The sequence below is a fragment of the Phytobacter ursingii genome, assembly GCF_001022135.1.
GTDB classification, from domain to species: domain Bacteria; phylum Pseudomonadota; class Gammaproteobacteria; order Enterobacterales; family Enterobacteriaceae; genus Phytobacter; species Phytobacter ursingii.
The window spans coordinates 1,617,610-1,643,970 of the sequence record NZ_CP011602.1 but is presented as its reverse complement, the minus strand read 5'-3'; the positions used below and the strand labels follow the sequence as shown (position 1 = coordinate 1,643,970).

Here is a 26,361-nt window from a genome sequence, read left to right as displayed (position 1 = left end):
CTTTTTTCTCGCCCCGTCTATAGTTTATAAATCCGGGTTCACATTAAATAATCATAATTACCCCACCAGAGTGTGATATGCGAAAAACCGTTGTGCTATTGCTGGGATCGTTTTTTCTCTTTTCTGCTTACGGACATGCCGACGAAGGTGATGATGACACCATCGATGCGGCTCAGATCAAGACGCTGTTCTTTGGCCATGACGATCGCGTTCGTGTGACCACGCCGACCCGTTCGCCCTGGGATGCAATTGGGCAACTGGAAACGGCCAGTGGCAACTTATGTACCGCGACGCTCATTTCTCCGCATCTGGCCTTAACCGCCGGGCACTGTCTGTTGACGCCGCCCAACGGCAAACCGGATAAAGCGGTAGCGCTGCGTTTTGTTGCGCAGAAAGGGACCTGGCGCTATGAAATCCACGGTATCGAAGGGCGTGTCGACCCCTCGCTGGGTAAGCGGCTGAAACCTGATGGCGATGGCTGGATTGTGCCTTCGTCTGCCGCCCCCTGGGATTTTGGGCTGGTTGTGTTGCGCAACCCGCCGTCCGGCATTACGCCGTTACCGCTGTTTGTGGGTGATAAAGCGGCGCTAACGGATGCGCTAAAAGTGGCTGAGCGCAAAGTCACGCAGTCGGGCTATCCGGCCGATCATCTGGACACGCTGTACAGCCACGAAAATTGCGTGGTTACCGGCTGGGCGCAAAACAGCGTGTTGTCTCATCAATGCGATACCTTGCCCGGCGACAGCGGCTCGCCGTTGATGCTGAAAACGGCCGAAGGCTGGCAGCTTATTGCGGTGCAGAGTTCCGCCCCTGCGGCCAAAGATCGCTGGCGCGCCGATAACCGGGCCATCTCGGTAACCGGTTTTCGTGACAAACTCGAAGCGCTGGCAAAAGAGTAAGGTCATCCCTGCCGTTGGCGACGTAAGTGCAAGATGTCTTCCAGCGGCATGGGCTCACTAAACCAGTAACCTTGTAGCTGGTCGCAGCCGGCCAGGCGTAGCATCTTCATCTGCTTTTCATTCTCCACGCCTTCCGCCACCACCATCATTCCCAGCGCGCTGGCAATACGGATAGTACCGCTCACCAGTGCCGACGCTTGTTCGTCATCATCCACCAGCCCGGCGAGTGATTTATCGATTTTGATCGTTTCAAAATTAAAGCGGCGCAGATAGCCAATACTGGAGTAACCGGTACCAAAATCATCCAGCGCAACCGACATGCCCAGCGCTTTCAGGGTAGTAATGGCGATATGCGCACGCTCCGGGTTTTCCAGGACATAGGTTTCGGTCACTTCCAGTTGCAGGCGCGCCGCCGGGAAACGAGTGCTTATGAGCACCTTCGCCACCTTGTCCTCAAAATCCGGATCGCGAAATTGCGCCGGGGAAATATTCACCGACAATTTTAAATCGCTGTACGCCTGGAGATCATGACAGGCGCGGCGCAGAACAAATTGCCCGAGCTCATAAATCAGACCGCTGGTTTCCGCAATCACGATAAAATCCTCGGGTTTGAGTTCCCCGGCCGGGCGCCGCGGCCAGCGAACCAGCGCTTCGACCCCGGTCATCGCCAGGGTACGCGCATCCACAATTGGCTGATACCAGACATCAAACTCACCGCGCTCCAGCCCGCTGCGGATATCATTTTCAATCAGTAGCTGCCACTCGCGGGCGCTGTTCAGCGCCGCATCGTAGTGCGTGATGCGTCCTTTACCGAGGCTTTTTGAGTGGTACATGGCAATATCAGCGCGACGGAAAAGCTCAGTACTGGTGCACTCCACCAGTGTGCCGCTGGCAATACCAATACTGGCACCAATATGAATTGTCCGCTCTCCCACCTGAATGGGGTTATTCAAATACGCCAGTACACGCTCGGCAAATCTTGCAGTCTGCTCCTCTGCCCAGGGGCCGCCAATGGTCATGGCAAACTCATCCCCCCCATCCGCGCCAGCATCCCCTGCGTGGGTACTTTTTCCCGTAGCGTCTGGGCGATGGTTCGGATCAGGCGGTCGCCAACGTCATGTCCGTAAATGTCGTTCACATCCTTGAAGCCATCGAGATCGACAAAGGCGACACTCATCATACTGGTATCGCCCTGCGCAGCGAGTTTATCGAGATGTTCAATCAGACCGCGGCGATTCGGCAGATGGCTCAGCCAGTCGGTTAAGGCAATCCTGCGAGCAATTTTCTCCCCTTTCGCCAGCTTATACAGCCCGGCGCTGCTCAGGAGAATAAACAGGAGGATCAATCCCGATGCCAGCAGGGCGATTTGACGAATATTGGCAGAGGCCGCCTCGGCAGCCTCTGCGCCCGGCAAACGCGGCGACCAGTTTAGCCAGCCCAGTACTTCCCCCGCCGAACTTTCCAGCGGCACGGCGGATTCATCCTGCTTCTGTTCCGTAAACGCTAAATCAGCAATCTGAAATGTATCGCCCAACTCTTTAAGGATTTGTGTATTGAGGTGGCGGGTGATTACCAGATAACGCCGCGTATTATCATTAACCTGTAAATTCCCCACCATCGGGCGGATAAGGCCAATCCCTACAAATGCAATGCCGTTGCGGGTACGGGTAATCCCGGCATAAATTTCATTGCTGGATACCAGCGAGGCCGAATTATTATGGATAAGAGTTTGTAAACCCTTACCAAAAAAGTCGAGTGAATGCTCTGTAAAGCTCGTGCTGTGAAACGTTCCCCATAAGACGTTAAAATTCTCATCAAGAATAAAGGTACCGTCATAGAGATTATTGACTTTAAACCCCTCGCCCCAGGTTTTGTAGAGCCATTGAGTATCAAGCTGTGAGCGGTAGGCCTCCCGCACCGCATCATCCCAGACGGCGTTATCAATCACCAGCGAGCGCACACGATTCACCGAGGTCTGAATCGCCCCCTGCACCGACAGAGCGGTACGATGTTCATCAATTTCGTTGGCTTTGCTACTGATAAGATGCAATGAAAGGTAGAGCAGTGCGACGATGGAAAAAATAAGCCCAATGCCCGCCAGGAAGATCATGACGAACAGGGTTTTGGCATTCGGGATATTCCGCCAGCTAAATGGGTTCAACATACACTGCCTCCCTCTTAATCCTTAACAGGAAAAACAGCCGGTTGAGGACTTCCGTTAACTAAGCGTAATACAGTCGGTGGATTTCGCTGCCCCTGATAAGGGCAGCGATCACATCAGGCGAGTTTTATTAGTATCATACCCACAATCAGTAAGATAACCCCTGCCCAGCCTTTATTATTCAGGCGCTGGCCGAAGAGGATCCAGCCCGCCGCCAGAGTCGCAGCGATACCGAACCCGCCCCATAACGCATAGGCAACTGATAAATCTATACCTTTCACTGCCTGTGACAGCGCGGCAAAGGCGGCGAGCACTGCCGCCAACGAGCCAATTCCGTATAATTTATGACGAAAACCCGCTGATAATTTAAGGAAAATATTGCCGACGATCTCCAGGACAATAGCCGCCGCCAGCCAGGCACCATGAACCCACTCAAACTGTTGCATTGCGGCGCTCCTGCGGTGTGTTGACCGCTTTACGGGTACCCGATTTGATCAGCACAATCCCGGCAACCAGTGTCATCAGTCCGGCAATTTTCAGTGGGGAGAGCGCTTCATCAAACAGCACGACGCTAAACAAGGTGATCAGTAAAATACCGATCCCCTCCCACAGCGCATAGGCCACGCCGAGAGCGATTTTTTTCACTGCGAATGATAATAAAATATATGACAGTGCAATCATCACCAGCATCAGAATAAAACCGGTGTATCCGTCGGTAACACTTGCCCACTTCATTGATAATGTGCCGGTTATTTCAGCCACAATGGCCAGCGCTAATAATACCCAGTAAATCATCATGCTTCTCCTGCTTGAGAATATAATTGTGCAGGGTCCTTCCATAACGGAAAACCCAGGGGGTAAAAATGAAAGTCGCGTGGTTTACGCGAGCCTAAGCAGGGAGAAAAAGACTATAGCGCCGAGCGCCAGTGTTGTTCGCCGGAAAGCAAAAGGGCAGAAGAAGTAAGACGGGAAAAGCCAGAGATGAACGTCCTGAACAAATTATCCATAAAATTACAATATCCGCACATTGCTTCTCATCGTGGCGGAGCGATTGTCCTCAGTAGTAAAACACGCTCTATTTCTACCACAGAGCCTGTTTTTCCTCAAATTCTTTTCACTTCTTTACCCGCGGTTACCCGGCTTGTAGAAAGTTAATCGCTGCCGCCGCAGGAAAATATCTACGGCGGCGATACAGATTATGGTTCCGATTTCATTGCCAGTGCCCGGTCCTCGGCGAGTAAATTCCAGGATGCAATAAATAGCCCGGCAATCATGGGTCCCAGGACAAAACCGTTAATGCCAAAGAATTGCAGCCCGCCAAGCGTGGTCAGCAAAATTAAATAATCGGGCATTCGGGTATCTTTGCCGACTAATAATGGCCGCAGGATATTATCAGCAAGCCCCACCACCACGATAAAATAGAGCGACATCATAGTACCGGTGATAATTTCCCCGGTGGAGAAGAGAAAAATAGCCGCCGGGACCCAGATAAGCGCCGTGCCGACCGCCGGGATCAGCGACAGGAACGCCATCAGCGAACCCCACAACAAACTACCGTTAATGCCGGAAAACCAGAAACCAAAGCCCCCCAGCGCGCCCTGCACAATTGCCACCACCAGCGTCCCTTTTACCGTTGCCCGGGAGACGCTGGCAAATTTATGGAACAGGCGACGTTTAATTTTGTCCGTCAGTGGAATAGCCGTAAAGATTCTGCGTACCAGCCGGGAGCCGTCTTTCAGTAAAAAGAACAGCAAATAGACCATCAGACAGAAACTGACGCTAATACTCAGCGTATTTTTACCGATAATCACCGCACTGCCAGCCAGATATCGCCCGGAGCTCAGCGCCACGCCGGATAATTTTTCGCGAATGGCCCCCACGGAGTCAAAGTCATTTTCACGCAAATATCCCTGTGCCCAGCCAGGCAGATAACTAATACTGTCAGTAAAGAGTTGCGGTAAGTCCGTGGCGTTATTTTGCAAGCGTTGATAGAGCGCATTAGTTTCTGTAATCAGCGACGTGACAATAATCATCAATGGAATAAAAACTAACACACAGATAAGCAGTACGGTCAGTAGCGAGGCAATACCATCACGCCCCCGCAACCAGCCGGTTAATTTCACCCGTAACGGATAAAAAATAAGCGCCAGAATAACAGCCCAGATAATAGCGGCATAGTACGGCTGGATCAGGCTGAAAAATGCCACACTGACCAGCAACAACAGAACGATAAAAAAGAAATTATGAGTTTTCAATGCCGTCATCTTCGCCATCCAATGGTTAAACTGCCACTAAGTGTAGTGGCTGGCCCCCTGAATGTAAAAAACGACTGCCGCCGCGAAATAATACGTCACAGCCGAAATATCATCATTTCCCTTATTCGTCGCACAGTCCCGATGCTCAGGCAATGGTGGAAAATACCGGGATGCGCATTTTTTCAGCAAATAACAAAAATCCTTGTGCCATCAACCTCTTCACAAAAATCGCGCCCGGGCCGCTTGATCGATACGTCTTTTTGACGATACTGTATATAAACACAGTAATACATAAAAACAGTCACCATGGATGTATCAAAGGCGAAAGCCTCACTTTTACCAGGACGTCGACAGGTTTGTCAGGCAGCCTTGTGCCTGTTATTACGTGGGAGCAACATGCAATGACAACCAGCGCTTTTCCCAGCCCGGCGGCGGATTATATCGAAGGGGCGATCGATCTGGTGGCACATTTGATCAGCCATCCGTCAGCAACCTATGTGCTGCGCACCGCCAGCGATGCCATGTGCGGCGCGGCGATCCTGCCCGGATCGTTACTGTTAGTAGACAGCAGCCTGCAGCCGGTGGATGGCGATATCGTTGTAGCCCGCCTGCTGAGCGGTTTTACCGTCCGGCGACTGCGTCTCTCGCCGCCGCGACTGGTGGCGGAGAACGAAAACTATCGCACGGTATATATTGATGAAGAGGAAGGCGCACATATTGTCGGCGTCGTAACGACCATCATCACGACGCCCCGGCGCACCCTGCACGTTCGTGCGGCGAGCGTGCGGGCGTGAAGAGGGGCGCACGTTTTTGTGGGATATCCAGACAGGCCGCAAGGCCTTTAACCTGAGCGCCGATTTCGCCTGCGGCAGTCGGGGTAATGGCCGCCAGCCAGGAGTTATATAACGGTTTTTTAGCTGTGGAGGCTATGGCTGGACAATAGCGGTTTACAGTTCAGGCTTTTCTTCCGGGTCAGCGTGAATACAACATCGCATCCAGGACGTATTTACGGCTCGGCCCCACGCTCAGATTGTCGCCCACATTATTCATACGCCATCGTGAATTCCACCGCAGATTCCGCCGTGCCGGGAGTAACCTCTCCGGTGCGGATAAAGCGCGCTTTCATCGGGATAACATAGTCGCCGCCCAGCGAGGCGTTATAGCCCGTGTATTTCACTGCGGTATTAAACGGCACCAGCGTGTCGTTGGCATACAGTACCTGCACCCCCACCCCGCTTGCCGTGGAGCCGGTTCGCAGGGTGACGTGCTGGTTACTGGCGCCCGGGTTTACCAGGTTAATACCCGCGGCGGGTTTAAAGGTGTATTTCACCGCTGCCATATCTTTGCTGCATTTTTTGATTTCAAAGTTAAACGGCGTGGCGGCGCTGGTCGAGCCAACGGTCGTGAAATCCGGTTTACTGTGCTTTTTCAGGTCAACGAGAATATCGGGGGTTTCGCAGGATTTGACGGTAACGGGGACGTGGCCAGTGATGGTCAGTCGGCTCCACTCCACTCCCCCTTCAGTAGAATTTCTGGTGGTATTATTCCAGCCTTCAATCGTAAAATTCAAATCCAGAGCATCAGCCTCATCCCCGATCGGGCCGGTAACGTACAACTGAGCTTTGATAAGAAAGTGCTGTGCAGCTTCAAAAAAACCGTCTCCGAAACCATGGTGGTAGGAACCAAGATTATTCTTCACAACTATATTGGGGGGATAAACTTCGGTCCATACCATAATACCTATCCCAGAAATATTGGTATTATAAATACCGGGATAAGGAGACTCGGTCATAGGCGTACCATATCTTATCATTATGTAATTTATCTTAGGATTACATTTAAATTCTACAATTTCTCCGTTCGGAAAACTAATCGCCGGCCCCAATTTTGTATTAGGCTGCTGGTTTCTTGCCACGGAAAGAGATGCAATTGTACTGTCAATAGAATAACTATAATCGTAGCGACTGTGCCCCGGCTTGAAGTTGCAGCCCGCATAACTTATAAAATTGAACAAACACGATGTAACGATAATTACTAGTCTAAGAATAACAATGAATTTATTCATATTGTTCTCCACTCCCCTGTGTAACATATAATTAATTCCCTTTAACCTGTGTACACGGCACTATGCCGGGCAAAACCACCATAATCACTGATGGTCGTGAAATAGACTTTCCCCGTTTCCGTGCCTTCCAGCGTAAAGGCTGCGCTGCCCTTTGCCAGGCACATGCCTTTGACTTCTTCATTGGGCCGATCTGTTGCGTAAAGACTGATGCGGGCCAGTGAAACGTTAAACGCCGACGGGTTTTCGCAGATGATTTTCATTGCGCCGGCCTCGCGGCTAAGCCGCCAGCGCAGCGTGTTAACCGCCCCGCCCGGCGTGCCCGGTAAGCCCGCCGGGCGGTAAAATACTTTCAGACGTGTGCGCACAGGAAAATGCACAAGATTCGGGTTCTTTGCGCCGCGCTCCGTTTTCGGCTGCACTTCCAGCACATTCAGCCACCACACCGATTCCCGGTCCTGTGGGACTTTGCCACCGGTAAAGCGGATGCGCAGCGACTGCCCTTTTTCGGCATTCAGGCGAAACACCGGCGGGGTGACAATAAACGGCACTTTGCCGGTTTCGGGACGCAAATCAGGATTACCGTCATCCATCCACGCCTGCAACAAGCGCGGCCCGCTGGCATTATTGGTGAGCGCGAGCGTAACTTCGCGTTTCGCTGCCGGGTAAATCACCCGCGTGCCGTCGAACTGAACAGCCGCCTGCGCTGTTGCACTCGCAAGCAGAAAGAAGAGAAAAAAGACCTGTCCCTGCATGGTATATCCCTCCGTGGAATATATATGTCAGCCCTCTATATTCAGATAAATAATACGTTATATTATTCATTCGAATTATAAATACAATCGATACATAACCAACATGAAATTAAGATTGCAGAAATTACCTGATGTAATATTGTTTTGTCGAATTCTACTGAAAATCACCTAACTTTTTCAACCCACAAGAGTTTTATTTTTCAGATGAAATTGTATGAATAAATGAATTTTAAGAGTGAATAAATGAGTGTCAGAGGAATGGATAATGTATAATACAAAGCTGGCAGCGCGGGTTTGCAAGAAGGCAATGATAGTTTAGTTTTCAGTGTATTAACACAGCTCAACACCACAGGCCTACATCAGCATTCATTTTATTAATGGCCTTTTTCCGCACCGAAACAGCCGCCACATGAATATAAAAATACATACACTTTTGTCGATCACATAAAGCGCGAGGTACATCAAAGAGAAACCCGCACGGTGTTTCCTTCCGTGCTGTGCAGAGGGAAATAATAGCTGTAGCGCATAGAATACCCTCTCCGCATGGCATCTGTTTGTTCACATGCAGGTATCTGCTCCCCTTCTCCCCCGATAAATCCGGTCAGAGTCTTTTTTATCTAAAACAGAAAAGGGTATGTAAGCCGCCCTTTAAATTTTTCTGTTATAGAAACAAAATACTCGTAACGCCAACACGAATGACTTTCATTATTAACTCATTCTCAGAATGATATCCTGGAAATATTTTCGCGCCAGATATAAACGCATTGTGAAAATAATGTAAATTTTCACACGAAAGTTGTATTTTGCATGTATCATATAAGGCAATGGGTTTCTTAAACTGCATACTCTTTCTTCCGTTTTTTAATCCGGCGTAAAAATGATCACACCTGTTTCTGTCCTGAAAGAAATTCACAACCTTAATTTGTCATATCTTTTACTGGCACAACGCGTAGCAGCAGAAGATATCAAACAAGCCGAATGCTTTTTAAACATGGACATTGAGCTGATTCAGGCAGTTAAGCAATTGACCGCTACGCAAATACTCGCGCTGGCTGAGACCAATCAGTGCCTCATTAAAGTGCAGTCAAACCTGGTTACCTCACTTGCTGAACAAGAAAACCCTCAGCCCGCTCATGGCCTTCATCAGCGCGGGCTTTAGAATAGTTATCTTTTTTAATATTTACGGACAGGGAACATGTTGTCACTAAGCTAATCTTTACAGGAATCACTCTTTTTAGCATTACTCTTCGAAACTGTGTTTTGTGAAACTGACAATGTGTTTTCACCGGAGTTGACAACGGTCGTGAGAATCTACAGAAATCACGGATAAAGTCCCGCGCCGTACGGCCGATAATTACGATAAGTACGGTTTACCTCTCAAGGCAGAGGGCAAAGACTGAGATAGAGTGAAGACTGTGCAAAGCGTGCAAGCCGGATAACCATAACGACAGGGGAATGTTGTCAACAATGCCACTGCAAATACTGAGAACTATCCACCACAGGATCGGCATTTACGCATTATCTATAGTGTTAACCTTCGGCGTTCTGTATGGCGCAGGCCTGGGGGTGTACTATATCTATGCCCATGAAAAACTGGAAGATTATGCTGAGTCCATTCTGGCACGCAGCAATAGCCTTATCTCACAAGTAAAACTGATTGACGGACTGCGGCAGGAGTTTGCGGTCTATGAGCCGTGCAGCGAACAGTACGTGCTGGCACTGCGTAAACGGCTTTGGCCTTATCCGCTGATCAAGGATATCGCCTATGTTCAGGACGAGAAAATTGTCTGTTCGGCCCTCTGGGGCAAACTGAATGCCCCCTCTCTCTGAATATGTTCAGAAATAAGGTCAACCGGGGAAGCTATACGTGGGTCTTTGACGCGCAGATTGAAGAAAACATTACGGCAGATGTCCTTTATACCAGTAACTTCGCCATAACGGTCTCCCCTTTTGCCTTCCAGCGTTTCTGGGAGGAGGCCAATAAGATGGATTTCGATGCCATTATAGGTGATTTCAAACATGACAATCATTTTTTTATGATTGGAAAAAACACACATTTACTGGAATCTGTAGAACATAAAAAACAACGTTCATACTTGTATTTTACTGAACATGCCTGCAATAGTGTGAATAACATTTGTGTTATTGCCGGGACATCGCTCCCTTTATTTTTCAAAAACAATCTTTATTTTCTGGTCTCTCTTTTTAGTGCATCTCTTATCATCGGCCTGTTGATTGCCGCCCTTTATGTTAATAATACTGCACATAATCAATCTCTCCTTGCCCGACTAAAAAATGCGATTGAAAAGCGTGAATTACATTTCGTTTATCAACCTATATATAAAATTAAAGATCGAAAAATAACCGGCATCGAGGTGCTGTTACGCTGGACGGATCCACAAATCGGACACATCGGTCCTGATATCTTTATTCCGCTTGCGGAAAAAAATGGCTTGATAAATAAAATCAGCCTGTATGTCGTTGAGCATGCCATCAAAGAGTGCGCATCGGTATTGCAGAGCAGTGATATCACCCTCAGCATTAACGTCAGTTGCGCGGATATCTGCTCCGAGGCGTTTCGCGAAAAATTGCTGAGCACGTTACAACACGAGAACGTAGCTGGCGAATCAATTATTCTTGAAATTACGGAAAGGCAAAGTTCCGGTACCGAAGATATTAAGCGTTCCATGGATCTTTTTAAGGGCACCGGGATAATATTCGCCCTCGACGACTTTGGCACCGGTTATTCCAACCTGAACTGGCTTTCATTACTTGACGTGGGTGAAATCAAAATTGACAAATCAATCACTGATTCCATAGGGACAGAATCCATCAATAATCACATCCTTCCCGGACTGATAGAGATGTTTAAAAACATGCCTAAGATCGTGGTTTTCGAAGGGGTAGAGACCGACATACAGTATCAATTTCTGAAGGAAAACATACCGGGGTGCTGCGCCCAGGGGTGGTATTTCACAAAAGCGGTCCCTTTAAGCGAACTACGTACCGTCCTTGTAGCCTAACGTTAGCTGCACGTTCCTGCGGCTCATTGTCTCGGCCCTTTTCCCGCGATGGCGCTTGTCCCCGGAATCAGGTTACCTTGCACAGCGGGCAATTATGGCAATACGCCACAGGTTGCACCGTTTTGTAATAAAAACAGCAGGTACGGCGAAAGCGTACTCTGGTTCCCGCCGCGCTCTGTTGTAGCGGGCGGCGAAAGCGTTGGAGCGGGTTCCATGGCAGACCAAACAGTGACGGTTCGGCCCCTTCCAGCAGCCAGGCAAAATCCGCCTGTTGGCGTTCCTCCTGCTCTACAGTCAGTCCTTCCATTCGTCCCTGATATAAGGAATAAACCCGTACAGCCGTGTTCTCCCACAGGATATGCTGCGACAGACCGCTCACCTGCGACAGGCTTTGCCACAGCGGCGCGAAGAATGTTCGGAATAACGCGCCGATGATGGCCTCACGCCACGCCTCACGCGCTCCCGGCGTGTACGCCGTCGCAGTAACATCCATCGGCAGTGACGAGGTCCACAAACCGCCATCGTGAGCATATTCCAGCCGACAGGTATTAAGTGATAACGGCAGGCCTTTATCAAAAACACTCATTGCATAGAGCACATTCCCGGATGGGAGAAATGCCACTCGTTTGGCAAAAAGCGATGCGGCAATTGCCAGGTCCGGCGCGCCAATCAGCGGCATCACGCGTTCCAGTAACGCCCGGCACGTTTGTACATCTCCGATAGCCTCGCCCGGCACGCTGCGCCTGTCTGCCTGTGCGAGCGTACGCAGGCGAAACACGTTTTGCAGGTACGCATATTCCTCACTCGTCAGCATGCGTTTCTCCCGGAAAAGGAATGCACAATGGCGTATGGAAAAAAGGGTCGTCAATAATCCGACAGCGCAGATTAAACACCTCTCTCACAAGGGTTTCTGTCATGACCTGTTTTGGCGTCCCTTGTGCATATATCCTGCCTTGATGTACGGCCACCAGATGATCGGCATAACGGCAGGCCAGATTCAGGTCGTGCAGGACCATCACAATGGTTTTGCCCTGCTGCTGGTTGAGTCCGCGCAACAATTCCAGAATCTCTATCTGATGCGCCAGATCCAGGTAGGTTGTCGGCTCGTCCAGTAACACGGTGTTCGTCGCCTGCGCCAGCGTCATGGCAATCCACACCCGCTGACGCTGCCCGCCGGATAACGCATCCACCGGACGATGCTGCAGGGCTGCGGTTCCCGTCAGGCGTAACGCCTCCTCCACCTGCTGTTCATCGTCTATTGACCACTGACGCAACCAGTTCTGGTAAGGAAAACGCCCAAGGCTGACCAGCTGGCGCACGGTGATGCCCTCCGGTGCAACGGGCGTTTGCGGCAGGATGGCCAGTTTGCGGGCAATCTGCGCCGTATTACTGGTGTGAATGTCCGCCCCCTCAAGAATGACCGTTCCTGACTGCGGCGTCAGCAATCGCGCCATAGCTTTTAGCAGCGTGCTTTTACCGCAGCCGTTGCTACCAATGAGCACCGACACTTTGGCGGCTGGCAGGGCTAAATCCAGCGAATCGATCACCTGCTGCTGCTGGTAGCTGATGCTCAGCTTTTGGGTTGTGAGAGACACGTTTTCCTCATCAGTTACGTTCGCTGCCGGATGAGCAGCCATAAAAAGAACGGCGCGCCGGCCAGCGCCACAAAAATCCCCGCCGGAAGATCGGCGGGCCGAAACAGGGTTCGCGCCAGCAGATCAGCCGTGACCACCATGCAGCCCCCACCGCAAACAGTGACAAATGCCTGACCAAAAAAGCCGTTACGCACCACCAGTCGGGCAATGTGCGGCGCTATCAGTCCGACAAATGCCATAGCCCCCACCAGCGCAATCGCCCCGCCGGAGAGGACTACGCAGCCGAGTAGCAGCAGCACCCGCAGGGGGTGTACTCGCACGCCGAGTCCGCTTGCCAGCTCATCATGCAATTGCAACGTTTTCAGGTAGCGCAGCAAAAAAAGCAGCAACGGGAGCGCCCAGAGATAAATCATCAGCAGTTTCAGCACTTTATCCCAGGTCGCGGCATAGACGCTGCCGCTTAGCCACACCCAGGCGGAAAAGGTGGTGGTGAGCGGGCTGAGGACCAGAACGAAGGTGACGACCGCCCCCGCCAGCGCCGACACACCGACACCGGTCAGGATCAGGCGCAGTGGCGTCAGCCCTTTACGCCATGACAGCAGGAAAATTAGCCCAACAGCGCAGGCCGCTCCCGCCATCGCCGCCCAGGGCATCAATGCGCTGCCGTATTGCAGACTGAAAAAAGAGAGCCAAATCAGCGCACCGGCGCTTGCCCCGGTCGTTACACCCAGGGTATCCGGCGAGGCCAGCGGGTTTCGCACCAGTGTCTGCATGATGAGCCCGGACATCCCTAATCCACCGCCGGCCAGCAGCGCCAGCGTCACGCGGGGTAAACGCAACTCATGCAAGATAAAACGTTGTGGTTGGTCGTCGGGCTGGAACAGAAGCCATAAAGTTTGCGGCAGCGAAATCGTCACATCGCCGATACTCAGCGCTACGAGAGTCACGAGCATGGTGAGGAGTGAACACCCCAGTAACACCGGCAGCAAACGCCGGGAGAACGGGCGTGAAAATGGCCCCAGACGGAAGAGTTGGTTATCCGGCATGTTCCCCCCTGCGCTGCGCCAGCAAAATAAAAAACGGCGCGCCCATAAGTGCCGTCATCACCCCGACCGGGACTTCCTGCGGCAAAATCACCACCCGGGCGGCAATGTCTGCAACCAGTAGCAGCAACGCGCCGAGCAAGGCACTGGCCGGCAGCGACTGGCGCAGGTCGCTGCCAAACAACTGACGCGCGATATGCGGGACGATAAGCCCGACAAAGCCAATACTGCCCGCCAGCGCCACAGCGCAGCCGGCCAGCCCAACCACCAGCACGCTTGCCAGCAGCCGGACCAGGGCGATGTTGAGCCCGAGTCCACGGGCTATCTCTTCGCCGGCATTCAGTACGTTCATTTGCCCGGCAAACAGGCAGGCAGCGACCACCAGCAACACGCCGGGAATCAGCAGCGGGTAAAGCTGCGCCAGATCATTACCCGCAAGACTGCCCGCCAGCCAGAACAGCATGGTATCGAGCGTTTCCTGATCGACGACGAGTATCGCCTGCGTAAAAGCATTACACAGTGCGGTAATGGCAACGCCCGCCAGCACCAGGCGCAATGGGTTGAGCTGTCCTTTGCTGATACGGCTGCTAAACCAGACCAGCGTGCCGGTGGCGCAGGCGCCGGTAAATGCCAGCCACAATGTTAGCCAGGGGGAGATAACGGCAAAAAAACTGCCCACCAGCACAATCATTAACGCCGCACCTGCGTTAACGCCAAACAGCCCCGGTGAGGCTAATGGGTTACGGGTCAGTGCCTGCATTAACCCGCCCGCCACCGCCAGAAATGCCCCCACGCCCATCGCCAGCAGGGTTCGCGGCAGACGTGAAGTACGAATAATGGTATCCACCGCGCTGGTCGGCTCCGCATCAGACAGTGCTTTTATTAATTGCGCGAAGGTATAAAAGTGGGCGCCCGTCATCATACTGACCACCGCCATCACTGCCAGCAGTAGACCACAGAGTAGAAATCTTCCTCTCATCGCCGCCCCCTGAGTAACGCATATTCGACATCGCTCAGGATTTGATTCGCCCCCAGAATGCCCCCGGACAAACTCCAGGGCACGCTGTCCACAACCCATAATTGCCCCGCTTTCACCGCCCGCATCTGCTGCCAGAGAGGATGTGCCGTTAGCGTTTGATACTGCCGGGCGATCGCCGGGCTATTTGCCCGCAGCAAAATGAAAAAGATATCGGCGTCCAGCAAGGGAATATTCTCCATACCAGAGAAACGCAACGATGCGCTTTGCGCCTGCATCGCCTGTTCATTCCAGGTAAAACCCAGTTCAGACATCACCGAGCCCGGAAAGCTTCGTGCAACGTAGCTACGAATATGATCCGGACGTACTTCAATCACCGAGACCTGCGGCCCGTTCGCCGTATCAAATCGCGACGGGATAAGGCTTCGTAACGAGGCAACACGTGCATCCCAGCGTTCAAGCAGAAGCCCTGCGGCGCTCTTCATTGCCAGGTTTTCGCCCACTACCGTCAGCGTTTTCCTGAACTCAAACACATCATCCAGTAGCGCAACGGGGGCAATTTTCCGCATCAGCGGCGCGATATCCTGGTGACGGAAACGGGATGCAAAAATGATATCCGGCTTGAGCAACACGATTTTTTCCAGCGCAGGCTGCGTTTCGAGGCCGAGTTGCGGGACGCCGGAAAGCTGCGGACGCAGATAGCGATAAACCGGTTTCTCCGTCCATGACTCAACAATGCCTGCGGGGGTGACACCCAGTGCGACCAGGCTGTCGGTCGCCCCCTGGAACAGTGACACGACGCGCGGCATGGCCGGTTGACGGGCAAATAACGTCGGTGAGGTGACACCCAGCAACAGTAACTGGAGTATGCGTCGACGCGTCAGAGAAAATGAGAGTGTATTTTTCATCATCATTGATACCGCCCCACAACGGGGCGGTCTGCGTCAAAAATCAATACTGTAGCCGAGCGTGGCTGTGCGCCCGCGTCCCGCAAAATAGCGGTCCGGGTCGACAGAGGCACTCTGGGAATAGTAGGTAATGTACTGCTTATTCAGCAGGTTAGAGATGCCGAGATTTAACTTTCCGTAAGGCAGTTTGTAGCCCACGGCAGCATCCACCAGCGCATAGCCGGAAAAATCTTTCTCTGCGTCATCAAATTCTTTACTTAACGCCCAGTTAGCCTGCAGGAATGTACTCAACTCAGCATTCCAGTTGGCTGACCAGCTGGCGATGATGCGATCCGGGGAGATATTCAGTCCATCGAGTTTTGCATCAAGGCTGCCATTGTCATCGCTGTCATAGCGACCACGCATGTGCGACCAGGCGACGGTGAGTTTGTGGTCCGCATTGGGGCTGTAGCCCGCGCTAATTTCCACGCCATCAATCTCCGTTTTTTCGCGACGAGCAACAAACGCATCATTGACCAGTTCCACACGACTCCCCAGTTTCGAGGTGGATTTGTAATAACTGGCCTCGAAATCAAACGGGGCTTGCTGTATCCGAAATCCGACTTCACTGTTTTTAGTGACGATGGGCTGCAGGCCGCTGTAATCATTGAGTTTAATCCCCGGCGTATCGATGCCACGCAGTACGCGTCCGACATCCGGCACGGTAAAGCCTTCGCTGTAGCTGGCAAAGAGGCTGAGCGGCTCAATGGGGGTCCATACCACACCTGCGTTATAGAGCGTCTGGTCGAAAGACGGTGTTCCGCCCTCCACTTTCACACGGTCATTCGCCCATACCGTCTGGTAATTATCGATCTTCAGACGCGCGTACTCATAGCGCACGCCGCCGCTTAGTTTCACCGACTCGACGGGGGCAAATTCCAGTTGCAGGAAGGGAGACAGGTCGGTGTAATTAATTTCCGGCACATAGGTGCGCCCGGTTGACCACAAATCCTGCTTTGAGCTATCAAACAGGGTATCGAATCCCAGTGTCGCTTTGATGCGATCATCCCAGATATCATCCCTGGTCAGCGCGATTTTACTGCCGTATTTGTCGGTATAGGCCCGGCTCTGATCATAGAGGGTCCCAATGGGCGCGATGGCAGGATCCTGGAAAGATGAAGAGTTGGTTGCGCCAAACAAAGCTTCATAGCGCTGATAGTAAGCCAGTGCCGTCAGCTTCATGCCCGCGAGATTGTAGTTATCGTAGGTTGTGCCCACAGTCCAGACATCGTTATGGGGAGCACTGCCTTCCGGGTTGCCCTTAACCGACGTGGTGAGCACGCCAGCGTCACGGTCTCCCCTCACGCTAACGTAGTTATCTTTATTTTTCAGACGGTAACGGTTGAGACTGAGTTGGATGCGCTGATCGTTATCCAGCCAGTACCCCACCTTAGCCAGCATGTCCCATGCGCGGGAATCCATCAGGTCACCCTGCGTGTTATCAACGCTAATGGCATGATTATTCGCGTCCTTAAACAGGCCCTGATCTTCATAGCTCAACGAAAAAAGGTAGTCGATATACTCTTCGCTGCCATTGATGCTGTAGTTGGTTTTATACGCCAGCGTATCGCGGTCAAACTCCGCCGTAGGGGTGGTAGTTTCGACGCTGAAATGCTGGTTTACGCTGCCCGGCTGCGCTCGTTTCGTGATGATATTGATCACCCCTCCCGTTGCGCCGACGCCGTTGCTGGCGTTTGCCCCTTTGATCACCTCAATACGCTCAATCATCGACGAGTCAATGGTATGCATTTCGCGTCCGGTTGGACGCAGCGGGTTTGACTGTGGAATACCGTCAATCATCACCAGCGGTGTGCGCCCACGAAGCGTTTCCCCACTACCGGACATCTTCTGCCGCGGCGGCGAAAATGACGGCAGTAAGTTGCTGAGAATTTGTGACGTGTCTGAGGTGATTTGCCGTTGTTGGGCAATTTCTTTTTCGCTGATGACCTTTATGACCTGGGGGGAATCATTACGTGACCCCTCCGTACGTGTCGCGCTAACAATCAGTTCATCATCACGACTTGTCGCTTCCTGCGCATAAAGCGGCGAGGTGAAGACCAGAGCCATCGCGCCGTATAAAGGGGAAAATCTCATGCAAACAACCCTCAATCATTATTCCCCATCTTGTTTGGGGATCATTCCGTAAAAGAAACAAATAACAACAATAAGAAATATTTTGATAATGATTATCAATATCATGAATGAAATGTAAAGCAGAGATGAGATTTTTTGACGGTGACACGGCTGACGCCATGGTCAGAAGGATATGACACCAGGGGTGTCACGGGCGGCGAAAACCGGGGGGATTATTGGGTGCGTATAACGTGGCGAAGACAGAGGATGGTGCCCCCGGTTCATCCTGAATGGCGGGAATCGGGATGAACAGGGGTACAGGAAGGTAAGCGTGCACAATAAGCTACACGTAACGCTTCACTCTACTATGTAAGGTGTCGGGACGTATGTGCGTGACGCGGTGCAGATTCATGCCAGCGGACGTAATTGCGCAAATTAAATAACGTTAAAACCCTGCAAACATACCCCGACAATGTGAGCATGTAACGTTTTAAAATTTCTTATCTTTAAATACGGTATGAAGCATCATGTAGCGCTTAACATTGCGCAAGCACAATAAGCGCCTGAAAACCCGAAAAGACATTGGTTTCTTGCGAATATAATAGAGGGTAAAAAGTTGATACTTCTTGCTTGACTTGTCAAACTTACTGCTGTGCTTCTTATAAAAAGAGAAATAACCCGAAAATTTTTTCCGCGAAGCCGTTATTCTCACTTCACCGTGGTTTACATAAAGAATCTGAGTGGCCATTTTTATTTTAAAAGGTCCACCATATTGCTCAGCAAGTCGATAAAAAGCGTCATAATCTTGCGCGGCAGCAAGCTGCGTATCAAAAAGAATAGTCTGCAAACGCGATGTTAACGTGAAGACCTGATTGCCGACAATGTTCTTTTTATTAAATAATTGCTGGTTATAATCTGGTTTTGGATAAATCCTCAAGCTCTCCAGCGAAAGATAGCCTGATGTATCACAAATATAATCATCAGCATACAAAAACGCGTGCTGATGGAGTTTGTGCTGATCCTTAAGAAAGGACGTTAACCGATTTGGCAACCACTCATCGTCATCATCAATGCCCGTAATGAATTCACCCTTCGCCAGCTTAATGGCTTGATTTCTCACAGCACAAGCGCCGGAGTTATAATCATTCCTGATGTATTTTATGCGTGAGTCCGCCAGTCCTTCAATAAACCCCTGAAGGTTAAGATAATTTGGCGAGCAATCATCAACGATAATTAACTCCCAGTTTGTATATTCTTGCTTTAAAATTGATTCGACTGCGCGTTTTGCTAACGCCTCTCTGTTCCATGTAGGCATATAAATTGAAACCAGCAGGTCGGGTTTTACGACGGAATCCGATAACGTCTCTGACTCTGAAACCGTTTTGTAAAAACTCGCATTTTCAGGATCGCTTTCCGTAAAATTCACGCCATAACAATTAGCATAATCAAAGATGGCTCCTTTTAAAGAGCAATAGCTAAGATTGGCGCCTCGTAAACATGCATATGAAAAATCGGCATTTCTCAGATCGCTGAATGACAGATCTTCACCTGTAAAATCAGCGCTTCTAAAATTTAACCCCGCATAATTCTTAAAACGATGGTCGCCGTTAACAAAAATATTTTTAATGCTCTTATTGCCATGCTGCTTAACCTTATATTCTTTTTCATAAGGTGCAGCTTTTTCGTTTAAAAGCATGATGTTTTCCTGTCTATCTGTTCCCAGAGAGAGACAGCATATCAAGCCATTTTTAAGTCATGTATAAATATTACAATTTATAATTATTTTTCAGAACTTCCTTATTAACAAACTGCATGAAGGTTAATTTTATTATTTACTATCAATAAATTACACAACCTCAAAACAGTGTAATTGTATTACAGAGTGTGAAACCATCCGGAGTATTTCCGTTGCAATGTGGTACAACCTGAGTGACGCCATCGAGCATTAACATGGCCAGAGAAAAAACCCGGCAGGATATTAGGCCGCTCTGCCGGGAGGGGCGTCAGCCTGACGTGCGGACATGCCGATCAAGAAAATCACGAATGTCCATACCTATCTCGGTAGCATGCGTTTCGAGAGCGAAGTGGCCCGTGTCATAAAACTTTATCTCTGCCTTCGGCAGATCACGTTTCCATGCTTTAGCGCCTTCCGCGAGGAAAAACGGGTCATTTTTCCCCCATACGGCCAGCAGTGGTGGCTGGTATTCACGGAAATAACGCTGAAAGGTGGGATATTTATCCACATTCGCGGCGTAATCGAGCAACAGGTCCAGTTGGATCTCCGCATTTCCCGGCCGGGATACCTGTATTCCTTCAAGCGTATAACCATCAGGCGAAACCAGAGACGGGTCGGTAACCCCTTCGAGATACTGCCATTTAATGGAAGCTGGTGTGGGGAATTCCTGCAGTGCCTTGCGGTTTTCCGGCGTAGGTTCGCGCCAGTATCGCTGAATAGGCGCCCAGGCTTCACCCAGCCCTTCTTCATAGGCATTGCCATTCTGAGAAATGATCGCAGTCACCCGCTCCGGGTGTGCTGCTGCCAGTCGCCATCCGACAGGCGCGCCGTAATCGTGGACCATCAGCGCATACGCGTCTAGATTGAGTTCCTCGGTAAATCGGTCAATGGTTTCTGCTAGCTGGTCAAAGGTATATGCATAGCTACCCTTCTCCGGAACCCCGGTAAAACCAAAGGCCGGCAAATCTGGTGCGATCAGATGATAACGATCGGCCAGTTGGCTAAAAAGCTCACGAAACATAAACGATGAACCTGCGAAGCCATGAAGCATAAGTAACACCGGCGCCGTGCTATCACCGGCCTCGCGATAGAAAACGTTAACATCGCCCGCCTGTTTATAGCGGTAATGAATCTGAGTAGCCGACGAGGCAGACGCAGGTAATGCGGAAGTGGAAGACACCATAAAATTCCCATGTAACCGTTAAAATGCGAAATTGAAGGTTACAGGCAAATCTGGTAACCTGTCAAAATGATTTTATGAGTTACGGTCAGTGATGGATATTAAACAGCTTTCTTCTCAACCTCTCTTTCTGGCCGATAACCTCGCGCTGGATTTCATCAACAGTGAATACGGGACAGGTGATGAGCGATATGATTGTTTCGCAAGCGATCTCAGCGTCATAGCGTGGCTGGAAACAGCAGGTCTTGTCCCGAAAGGTACTCAAGCGCCTGCTGGATTATTGGCTGAGGCTCGCCAGCTCCGCGATGCCGCCAGAAAGGTGGTGCATGCGGCTATGGCGTCCGTTGCAGCGGATCTGACGGTGATTAACCGGATCCTTGAAGAAGGGCATCCTGAAACAAGGCTACAATGGGATGAAGAGGCGCAGCGATACCGTGTTGAAGTTCATTCAGACGCGCGTACCCCCGCCAGCCTTCTCTGGCCTGTTGCTGACGCACTGGTGAAACTGATCGCTGACGACAAATTTGAATACGTGCGTGAATGTGAAGCCCATAACTGTATTTTACTTTTTCACGATTTAAGTAAATCGCATCGCCGGCGCTGGTGCAGCATGGCGACATGCGGCAATCGTATGAAAGTGGCAGCCTTCCGAAACAGGAAGAATATGTAGTGATTCTGGCCTCTTGTAAGAGTCGGGCGTTTAACCGCACCTCTGGTTTGCTTTAGCGCAGGAAAACGCAGAAATCGTCTGGACCTGTGGGCCGGCGACACTGACCCCAGGTCGTTCGAGGTATAAAATGAACTGGTTGTTTTTAAAAGGGCGATGGTACCTGATATCTCGTATGCCATTAACTGACGAGTTCCGGTTGACTGTACCCGGTGAACGCACCTGTCTCATTCTTAACAGACGCCAGATGGAACGAGCGGTTAAAGAAAGTCTGGCATTATCGGGCCGCCCTTCCGTTACAGCTTGCCTCCCGAACTGATGAATTATTTCCCTCAAAAATAACGGCCTTGTTCGCGAGTCGCCGCATCCTTCCTTTGCACGCAGATTGCACAAAATTCCCTGTCGGAGATCGGTTTTCCGTTCCGGCAAAGTACATTTTGTAGAAACTTTCAGACCATGAAAAAAAATAATTTATTGATTTAAAAGTATTTTACTGCGGTTTTCCACTGATAAGTCAAAAAGATTATGAACCCACACTTGAAAAAGTAGAACGATCGTTCTACCATTGTTTTATGAACAAAAACACAACGAACACCCGAGACAAGATTCTCGCGACCGCTGAAGAACTCATCTACCAGAACGGTATTCATGCCACCGGCATGGATCTTCTGGTGAAAACCTCAGGCGTGGCCCGGAAAAGTATTTATCACCATTTCGCAAACAAGGACGAAGTGGCTGCCGCAGCGCTGAATGCACGTGATATCCGCTGGATGGAATGGTTCCGGACCGAATGTGACAAAGCAGATACACCACGGGATCGCATTCTGAATATGTTCACCGTACTGAAAGGCTGGTTCGAATCGGAGGGCTATCGCGGATGCGCATTTATCAACACGGCAGGCGAAGTCGGAGATGCTTCTGATCCGGTTCGTCAGATAGCCAGAATGCACAAAGAGAAGCTGCTGGACTACGTACTTGAGCTTACCGGCCAGCTGAATACAGCGCAGCCGTTACCGCTGGCCCGGCAGCTACTGATACTGATTGAAGGTGCCATCACTATGTCGCGTGTTATGGGCGATTACAGCGCTGCCGATGATGCAAGAGATGTCGCTCAGCTGTTACTGAAACAGATCCCGTAGCAAGGATCTGTGTTCCAACGATGAAACACTCACTGAAGTATCCACTTATCCTGGAGGCACCACCATGTCCGATTCACAAATCCGTCCGCCACTGCCGCCGTTTACCCGCGAGTCAGCGCTTGAGAAAGTAAGACTTGCCGAAGATGGCTGGAACACCCGTGATGCCGATAAAGTGTCGCTCGCTTACTCTCTGGACACCAAATGGCGTAACCGCGCAGAGTTTGCCAATAATCGTGAAGAGGCCAGGGGTTTCCTTGAGCGCAAGTGGAAAAAAGAGCTGGAGTACCGCCTTATCAAGGAACTGTGGGCCTTTGACGGTGACCGCATTGCTGTCCGGTACGCCTATGAGTGGCGCGATGATTCCGGTAACTGGTTCCGTTCTTACGGGAACGAAAACTGGGAATTTGGTGAAGACGGGCTGATGCATCACCGCTACGCATGTATCAATGACATGCCGATTAAAGAAAGTGAGCGCAAGTTCCACTGGCCTCTGGGACGCCGTCCGGATGATCATCCGGGTTTATCTGAGCTGGGCCTGTAACGCTCCTGGCATACTTGTCCGGGCGTCCGGCTGCACGCCCGCCTGGATGCCTGGCTCATCGGGGTGATATAACGTCGCCCTCGAAGCGGGAGCCGTCTCCGTCATCTGAACATACTGCTTTAGTCATCCGGGCATGGAATGCCGGGTTTAAAGGAAAAATGTCTACAGGCAATTCTGCAGCCTCAGGATAAATTCGCTGAATGGGTGAGCCGTTGTGTTTGATGTCAACCAGGAAGGGTATTTAAAGACGTGAAGGGATTGCAGGTGATGAATGTCTGCTGTGAGCGAGAAGCGGACGGATTTATTAGGGGGTAAAATGATGTTGCATCTTATGTTGAGCGAAATACCAACCTGCTGAGAACTGCCCCCAGTTTTTGATGCTTCTTCATAGAGATACCCTCACGTTGCTGATGAAGACATTCCTAACATTGTGGTGTATTAATCAACGGCAAGCATGTCAGGATCTCCGTAGCAAACATCCCAATTTTGGCTTATCCCCACCATCAATCACTTTACGTCGTCTGTACCGCAGCCAAAAAAGTCATGTCCCCTCCCATATGCGCAGGAACCATTTCTTGAGGGTTTAGCAAGTGATATGCCGGGCTAGCAGGCCAAGGATCAAGCACGCCAACAGCCCTAACATCTGGTCCAATTGGCGTCATAAAATAATCGACAGAAACAACAACCATAGCGTGGCTACGATTGGCGTATAAAAGAGGCCTGTCGTGGGCTAATTCGTTAATTATAATCATATTATTTATTGCAAGAATATGATTAAAAATATCATATGCTGCTACTATCTGAGACTGAAAGCTAACTCCCTGAGAGTCCAACCATGGTTGGCTTAAATTATTACCCATTGTAGATGTGTTGCCTGTAGTGCAAATAGCGATATTTGAATTAAAACTTTTCCTAACAATTTCGGCTTGTTCAATATGATGTCCATGAGCCTCAAAGATCATAGCAATCGATGCAGCCCAACACCAAAATGGGCAACTTTGAGTAACGCGGGTTGGATGTGCTACATAAGCTCTCATTGGTTGCCCCTGAGGAGTCATAGGACCAAGTGGCACCACTGCTGATTTAGCAGACTGCATGGCAGTAAAACACAATAACATGCTTAAAAAACTGCGCCTGTTCATGATAACCTCGCCAATAAAAAATGAGATAACAAAGCATTGTTAAAAATAATATACCTTAATTAATATATTACTGAGGTTTTTTTCATATATATTCTTTTAGCATTATCACTCAGATAGAACTAATTCATGTAGTAAACATGGGTGATATGCAAAACATTGATTAACACAATACGACTAATATGCATTAGTTCATAATCATTCGTATGTTGATGGTAATTATAGTAAGGTTATGCTATAAATCTCTCAAGCAATAAATTTTTTCACGGCCCTCGAAATTCAGTGATTGAGGTTAATTATGGTTGGAAAAAATTCAAAACTCTCATTAGAAAAAGCATTACTATTTTCTTTTGCAGTTTTTTTTGTAATCATCATGTTGATACTTGTTGTTGCAATACCTAAACCAACAGAAATGCAGTGGCGGGTATTCGGGTTAGTTCTTGCTATGATTGCAGGCGGATTTGGCGCTATGCTGCCAGGTGCGCTGGAAGTCAACGTGAACAAAACCATTAAAGCGGCAGGCGCAGCCGGTTTTTTCGTGATCGTCTATTTTTTCAATCCGGCTGTTCTTGTATCCGAGGATCCTTTCAAATTCCCCCCACCACCTCCTAGTGCTGATGCACAGAAGGTTGCAGAAAAAATGCTCAGCGAAGTTAACAATGGACAATATGCAGAGCTTTATGAAAGCATGCATCCAGAATTTAAGGCTATGTATGATAAAGATCAATTTACTGTTTTATCAAATAATGTGAGAGTCCCTTTCGGAAAAGCTAGTAAAACAACTCAATTTGGTACTCATTCATCTAAGATATACAGCCCCCGTGGATATGTTCTCCAGTTTACATATCTGTCTGAGTTTTCTGATGGCAGTAAAATATATGAAACTCCGACAGTCTTCGCAAGCGATAGCTCTACATGGCATCCTTTTGGTTATACAGTGCAATCCATAAAAGACAATCATGAGAAATGAGTTGTCCTATTCCCAATTATTCAATACAAACTGATGTTAACGACGTCAGCTTTTGGCACAAAGCAGACCGAAGCAGTTGTTTGGCCCGTTCTGAACGAACAACGCAGGACTACGTTCCTGATGGATTTTTTAACTCAACGACAAAGGGTGATTCAAATCCCATTCCTTCTTTTATTCGTTCAACATTAGCTCTGGATGTCAGTTTTTCTATTAAAGTAAATGCAACATTAATAGCAGTTGCTGGACTTTGGGAGGTAATAATATTTCCGTCCACCACAATGGGGCGCTGAACAACGTTGACGCCCATTTCTAGCATCTGCGTTTGACGCTTGCTGCTCAAATGATAAGTTGTGCCTGTTCTTCCTTGAAGAGCGCCACTCTTTGCTATTGCTAAAGCGCCAACGCAAACAGAAGCAATAATTTTGTTTTTGGCGTGAAATTTTCGAATAATATTTAGAAGCCGCTCATGATATGCATCCTCATAAAAACCAGCCCGACTCATCCCGCCAGGAATGGCAATGGCGTCAAAGCTATCATCATCAATCTCATGTAGTTGATATGCTGGTTCGATAGTGAAATTCCAGGCACACTTAATTTTTTGACGTAGACCAACTGTCACTAATTCTATGGGTTCTAATCCGTATGTTGTTGTCCAGCCGATGGTGTCTGTGAATACACTAGCCTCATACTCTTCTAATCCTTGGCAAAGGAATAAAATCACTTTCTTGATCTTATGATGTCCATGATAAATATATGAATACGCAGTGACGATAGCACAAATGCTCGGCATTTTTAGCCTGTTATTGGTACTGTTTAATCTACCATTTGAGCAACTACGCGGTGAATTTCCGCTCCTGTCACAGAGCAGGCCATTATCTCCTTCAGATCTAATCCGGATGCACATCGACGGATCCATCCAGAGTCGTAAATTAGCTGTTTAGCTGTATATCCAGTCTTTTTGGTGCCTGAACATCGCATTCAGTATCGTTACGAATTTTCTAATGCAGGCTGCTATCGCGGCCTTTTTGGGTTTCCCGCGTGCAATGAGCGATGTGTAGAAGACTTTAATCTGAGGGTTAGATCGGACTACTGAAAGCATCGCCATATACCGTGTTGCCCGCAGACCGGACCTGCCGCCCCAGATGTCCCTCCTGGTTCTGCATTAAACATACAAGGATGTAAAAAACACCCTTTACTGCCC

Annotated in this window: 25 protein-coding genes and 3 pseudogenes; 10 read left to right on the top strand and 18 right to left on the bottom strand. The window is 49.7% G+C overall.

What is annotated here, in order from left to right:
• The first annotated feature begins 77 nt into the window (after positions 1-77).
• Positions 78-899 carry a trypsin-like serine peptidase gene (locus tag AB182_RS11290; protein WP_047370165.1) on the top strand — a complete coding sequence of 274 codons (822 nt, stop codon included), beginning with the start codon at positions 78-80 and terminating at the stop codon, positions 897-899.
• A 2-nt stretch (positions 900-901) separates the two neighbouring features.
• Here AB182_RS11290 and AB182_RS11285 read toward each other — a convergent pair.
• From AB182_RS11285 to AB182_RS11270, 5 genes and pseudogenes are all read right to left on the bottom strand, one after another.
• Positions 902-3,063 (bottom strand): annotated as a pseudogene (locus AB182_RS11285) (bifunctional diguanylate cyclase/phosphodiesterase).
• Between the two features lie 113 nt (positions 3,064-3,176).
• The gene (gene mdtI / locus AB182_RS11280; RefSeq protein ID WP_047370164.1) at positions 3,177-3,506 is read right to left on the bottom strand and encodes a multidrug/spermidine efflux SMR transporter subunit MdtI; all 330 of its coding nucleotides are present in this window, start codon (positions 3,504-3,506) and stop codon (positions 3,177-3,179) included.
• Positions 3,493-3,855 carry a multidrug/spermidine efflux SMR transporter subunit MdtJ gene (mdtJ, locus tag AB182_RS11275; RefSeq protein WP_047370163.1) on the bottom strand — a complete coding sequence of 121 codons (363 nt, stop codon included), beginning with the start codon at positions 3,853-3,855 and terminating at the stop codon, positions 3,493-3,495. Before mdtJ ends, mdtI begins: the two co-directional genes overlap by 14 nt.
• A gap of 113 nt (positions 3,856-3,968) precedes the next feature.
• A complete protein-coding gene (locus AB182_RS33460) occupies positions 3,969-4,067 on the bottom strand; it encodes a protein YdgV (RefSeq protein WP_455430649.1) in 99 nt (32 codons plus the stop codon).
• Between the two features lie 189 nt (positions 4,068-4,256).
• The gene (locus AB182_RS11270; RefSeq protein WP_047370162.1) at positions 4,257-5,324 is read right to left on the bottom strand and encodes an AI-2E family transporter; all 1,068 of its coding nucleotides are present in this window, start codon (positions 5,322-5,324) and stop codon (positions 4,257-4,259) included.
• A gap of 392 nt (positions 5,325-5,716) precedes the next feature.
• Between AB182_RS11270 and umuD the strand changes: the two genes are divergently transcribed.
• Together umuD and AB182_RS33000 are read left to right on the top strand one after the other, a co-directional pair.
• The gene (umuD, locus tag AB182_RS31910; protein ID WP_047373265.1) at positions 5,717-6,109 is read left to right on the top strand and encodes a translesion error-prone DNA polymerase V autoproteolytic subunit; all 393 of its coding nucleotides are present in this window, start codon (positions 5,717-5,719) and stop codon (positions 6,107-6,109) included.
• Between the two features lie 13 nt (positions 6,110-6,122).
• A pseudogene (locus AB182_RS33000) lies at positions 6,123-6,295 on the top strand (DUF1304 family protein); the annotation flags it as partial.
• A 62-nt stretch (positions 6,296-6,357) separates the two neighbouring features.
• On the opposite strand, the gene AB182_RS11260 reads toward AB182_RS33000, so the two are convergent.
• Positions 6,358-7,050, bottom strand: a complete 693-nt coding sequence (locus AB182_RS11260; RefSeq protein WP_167337875.1) for a fimbrial protein — start codon at positions 7,048-7,050, stop codon at positions 6,358-6,360.
• A gap of 371 nt (positions 7,051-7,421) precedes the next feature.
• On the bottom strand, positions 7,422-8,132 hold the full coding sequence (locus AB182_RS11255; protein ID WP_047370160.1) for a fimbrial biogenesis chaperone: 711 nt from the start codon (positions 8,130-8,132) through the stop codon (positions 7,422-7,424).
• Positions 8,133-9,009: 877 nt separating this feature from the next.
• On the opposite strand from AB182_RS11255, the gene AB182_RS11250 reads away from it, so the two are divergent.
• From AB182_RS11250 to AB182_RS11245, 3 genes are all read left to right on the top strand, one after another.
• Positions 9,010-9,291: a flagellar transcriptional regulator FlhD gene (locus AB182_RS11250; RefSeq protein WP_052958824.1), complete on the top strand. Its 282-nt coding sequence runs from the start codon at positions 9,010-9,012 to the stop codon at positions 9,289-9,291.
• Between the two features lie 308 nt (positions 9,292-9,599).
• Positions 9,600-9,962, top strand: coding sequence for a CSS-motif domain-containing protein (locus tag AB182_RS32995; RefSeq protein WP_223883589.1), 363 nt, complete (start codon positions 9,600-9,602; stop codon positions 9,960-9,962).
• Positions 9,963-9,964: 2 nt separating this feature from the next.
• Entirely contained in the window at positions 9,965-11,155 is a 1,191-nt protein-coding gene (locus AB182_RS11245; RefSeq protein WP_223883588.1) for an EAL domain-containing protein, read from the top strand.
• A gap of 67 nt (positions 11,156-11,222) precedes the next feature.
• Here the strand turns inward: AB182_RS11245 and AB182_RS11240 are convergent, their stop codons facing one another.
• The 9 genes and pseudogenes from AB182_RS11240 to AB182_RS11205 all read right to left on the bottom strand — a co-directional run bounded on the left by AB182_RS11240 (position 11,223) and on the right by AB182_RS11205 (position 20,707).
• The gene (locus AB182_RS11240; protein ID WP_047370159.1) at positions 11,223-11,969 is read right to left on the bottom strand and encodes an IucA/IucC family C-terminal-domain containing protein; all 747 of its coding nucleotides are present in this window, start codon (positions 11,967-11,969) and stop codon (positions 11,223-11,225) included.
• A complete protein-coding gene (locus AB182_RS11235) occupies positions 11,956-12,792 on the bottom strand; it encodes an ABC transporter ATP-binding protein (protein WP_047370158.1) in 837 nt (278 codons plus the stop codon). The genes AB182_RS11240 and AB182_RS11235 overlap by 14 nt, the downstream gene beginning before the upstream one ends.
• Complete coding sequence (locus AB182_RS11230; protein WP_082137043.1) at positions 12,765-13,796, bottom strand: FecCD family ABC transporter permease; 1,032 nt, start codon at positions 13,794-13,796, stop codon at positions 12,765-12,767. The genes AB182_RS11235 and AB182_RS11230 overlap by 28 nt, the downstream gene beginning before the upstream one ends.
• Complete coding sequence (locus AB182_RS11225) at positions 13,786-14,772, bottom strand: FecCD family ABC transporter permease (protein WP_047370157.1); 987 nt, start codon at positions 14,770-14,772, stop codon at positions 13,786-13,788. The genes AB182_RS11230 and AB182_RS11225 overlap by 11 nt, the downstream gene beginning before the upstream one ends.
• On the bottom strand, positions 14,769-15,680 hold the full coding sequence (locus tag AB182_RS11220) for an ABC transporter substrate-binding protein (protein ID WP_047373262.1): 912 nt from the start codon (positions 15,678-15,680) through the stop codon (positions 14,769-14,771). The genes AB182_RS11225 and AB182_RS11220 overlap by 4 nt, the downstream gene beginning before the upstream one ends.
• 33 nt (positions 15,681-15,713) lie before the next feature.
• A complete protein-coding gene (locus AB182_RS11215; RefSeq protein ID WP_380081213.1) occupies positions 15,714-17,810 on the bottom strand; it encodes a TonB-dependent receptor in 2,097 nt (698 codons plus the stop codon).
• Positions 17,811-18,279: 469 nt separating this feature from the next.
• Positions 18,280-19,104 carry a colanic acid biosynthesis glycosyltransferase WcaA gene (gene wcaA, locus AB182_RS11210; RefSeq protein WP_047373261.1) on the bottom strand — a complete coding sequence of 275 codons (825 nt, stop codon included), beginning with the start codon at positions 19,102-19,104 and terminating at the stop codon, positions 18,280-18,282.
• 132 nt (positions 19,105-19,236) lie between these two features.
• Positions 19,237-19,485: pseudogene (locus tag AB182_RS32990) on the bottom strand (pentapeptide repeat-containing protein); the annotation flags it as partial.
• 307 nt (positions 19,486-19,792) lie between these two features.
• Entirely contained in the window at positions 19,793-20,707 is a 915-nt protein-coding gene (locus AB182_RS11205) for an alpha/beta fold hydrolase (RefSeq protein ID WP_047370155.1), read from the bottom strand.
• A gap of 91 nt (positions 20,708-20,798) precedes the next feature.
• Here AB182_RS11205 and AB182_RS11200 point away from each other — a divergent pair, with 91 nt between their 5' ends.
• The 3 genes from AB182_RS11200 to AB182_RS11190 all read left to right on the top strand — a co-directional run bounded on the left by AB182_RS11200 (position 20,799) and on the right by AB182_RS11190 (position 23,051).
• Positions 20,799-21,374, top strand: a complete 576-nt coding sequence (locus AB182_RS11200) for a CGNR zinc finger domain-containing protein (RefSeq protein WP_047370154.1) — start codon at positions 20,799-20,801, stop codon at positions 21,372-21,374.
• A gap of 569 nt (positions 21,375-21,943) precedes the next feature.
• Entirely contained in the window at positions 21,944-22,510 is a 567-nt protein-coding gene (locus AB182_RS11195; RefSeq protein WP_047370153.1) for a TetR/AcrR family transcriptional regulator, read from the top strand.
• A gap of 64 nt (positions 22,511-22,574) precedes the next feature.
• A complete protein-coding gene (locus tag AB182_RS11190) occupies positions 22,575-23,051 on the top strand; it encodes a nuclear transport factor 2 family protein (RefSeq protein ID WP_047370152.1) in 477 nt (158 codons plus the stop codon).
• A 512-nt stretch (positions 23,052-23,563) separates the two neighbouring features.
• On the opposite strand, the gene AB182_RS11185 is transcribed toward AB182_RS11190, so the two are convergent.
• Positions 23,564-24,193 carry a hypothetical protein gene (locus tag AB182_RS11185; RefSeq protein ID WP_139153697.1) on the bottom strand — a complete coding sequence of 210 codons (630 nt, stop codon included), beginning with the start codon at positions 24,191-24,193 and terminating at the stop codon, positions 23,564-23,566.
• Positions 24,194-24,488: 295 nt separating this feature from the next.
• Between AB182_RS11185 and AB182_RS11180 the strand changes: the two genes are divergently transcribed.
• The gene (locus AB182_RS11180) at positions 24,489-25,160 is read left to right on the top strand and encodes a DUF4019 domain-containing protein (RefSeq protein WP_047370150.1); all 672 of its coding nucleotides are present in this window, start codon (positions 24,489-24,491) and stop codon (positions 25,158-25,160) included.
• A 109-nt stretch (positions 25,161-25,269) separates the two neighbouring features.
• Here the strand turns inward: AB182_RS11180 and AB182_RS11175 are convergent, their stop codons facing one another.
• On the bottom strand, positions 25,270-25,950 hold the full coding sequence (locus tag AB182_RS11175) for a DJ-1/PfpI family protein (protein WP_047370149.1): 681 nt from the start codon (positions 25,948-25,950) through the stop codon (positions 25,270-25,272).
• Between the last annotated feature and the right edge of the window lie 411 nt (positions 25,951-26,361).

Coding starts and splice junctions, on each gene's coding strand:
- AB182_RS11240 (WP_047370159.1), bottom strand. CDS start 11,969: ATGCTGACGAGTGAGGAATATGCGTACCTGCAAAACGTGTTTCGCCTG.
- AB182_RS11190 (WP_047370152.1), top strand. CDS start 22,575: ATGTCCGATTCACAAATCCGTCCGCCACTGCCGCCGTTTACCCGCGAG.
- mdtJ (WP_047370163.1), bottom strand. CDS start 3,855: ATGATTTACTGGGTATTATTAGCGCTGGCCATTGTGGCTGAAATAACC.
- AB182_RS11195 (WP_047370153.1), top strand. CDS start 21,944: ATGAACAAAAACACAACGAACACCCGAGACAAGATTCTCGCGACCGCT.
- AB182_RS11220 (WP_047373262.1), bottom strand. CDS start 15,680: ATGATGAAAAATACACTCTCATTTTCTCTGACGCGTCGACGCATACTC.
- AB182_RS11290 (WP_047370165.1), top strand. CDS start 78: ATGCGAAAAACCGTTGTGCTATTGCTGGGATCGTTTTTTCTCTTTTCT.
- AB182_RS33460 (WP_455430649.1), bottom strand. CDS start 4,067: ATGGATAATTTGTTCAGGACGTTCATCTCTGGCTTTTCCCGTCTTACT.
- AB182_RS11245 (WP_223883588.1), top strand. CDS start 9,965: ATGTTCAGAAATAAGGTCAACCGGGGAAGCTATACGTGGGTCTTTGAC.
- AB182_RS11200 (WP_047370154.1), top strand. CDS start 20,799: ATGGATATTAAACAGCTTTCTTCTCAACCTCTCTTTCTGGCCGATAAC.
- AB182_RS32995 (WP_223883589.1), top strand. CDS start 9,600: ATGCCACTGCAAATACTGAGAACTATCCACCACAGGATCGGCATTTAC.
- AB182_RS11235 (WP_047370158.1), bottom strand. CDS start 12,792: ATGGCTGCTCATCCGGCAGCGAACGTAACTGATGAGGAAAACGTGTCT.
- wcaA (WP_047373261.1), bottom strand. CDS start 19,104: ATGCCTACATGGAACAGAGAGGCGTTAGCAAAACGCGCAGTCGAATCA.
- AB182_RS11270 (WP_047370162.1), bottom strand. CDS start 5,324: ATGACGGCATTGAAAACTCATAATTTCTTTTTTATCGTTCTGTTGTTG.
- umuD (WP_047373265.1), top strand. CDS start 5,717: ATGACAACCAGCGCTTTTCCCAGCCCGGCGGCGGATTATATCGAAGGG.
- AB182_RS11205 (WP_047370155.1), bottom strand. CDS start 20,707: ATGGTGTCTTCCACTTCCGCATTACCTGCGTCTGCCTCGTCGGCTACT.
- mdtI (WP_047370164.1), bottom strand. CDS start 3,506: ATGCAACAGTTTGAGTGGGTTCATGGTGCCTGGCTGGCGGCGGCTATT.
- AB182_RS11260 (WP_167337875.1), bottom strand. CDS start 7,050: ATGGTATGGACCGAAGTTTATCCCCCCAATATAGTTGTGAAGAATAAT.
- AB182_RS11215 (WP_380081213.1), bottom strand. CDS start 17,810: ATGAGATTTTCCCCTTTATACGGCGCGATGGCTCTGGTCTTCACCTCG.
- AB182_RS11180 (WP_047370150.1), top strand. CDS start 24,489: ATGGTTGGAAAAAATTCAAAACTCTCATTAGAAAAAGCATTACTATTT.
- AB182_RS11255 (WP_047370160.1), bottom strand. CDS start 8,132: ATGCAGGGACAGGTCTTTTTTCTCTTCTTTCTGCTTGCGAGTGCAACA.
- AB182_RS11230 (WP_082137043.1), bottom strand. CDS start 13,796: ATGCCGGATAACCAACTCTTCCGTCTGGGGCCATTTTCACGCCCGTTC.
- AB182_RS11185 (WP_139153697.1), bottom strand. CDS start 24,193: ATGAACAGGCGCAGTTTTTTAAGCATGTTATTGTGTTTTACTGCCATG.
- AB182_RS11250 (WP_052958824.1), top strand. CDS start 9,010: ATGATCACACCTGTTTCTGTCCTGAAAGAAATTCACAACCTTAATTTG.
- AB182_RS11175 (WP_047370149.1), bottom strand. CDS start 25,950: ATGCCGAGCATTTGTGCTATCGTCACTGCGTATTCATATATTTATCAT.
- AB182_RS11225 (WP_047370157.1), bottom strand. CDS start 14,772: ATGAGAGGAAGATTTCTACTCTGTGGTCTACTGCTGGCAGTGATGGCG.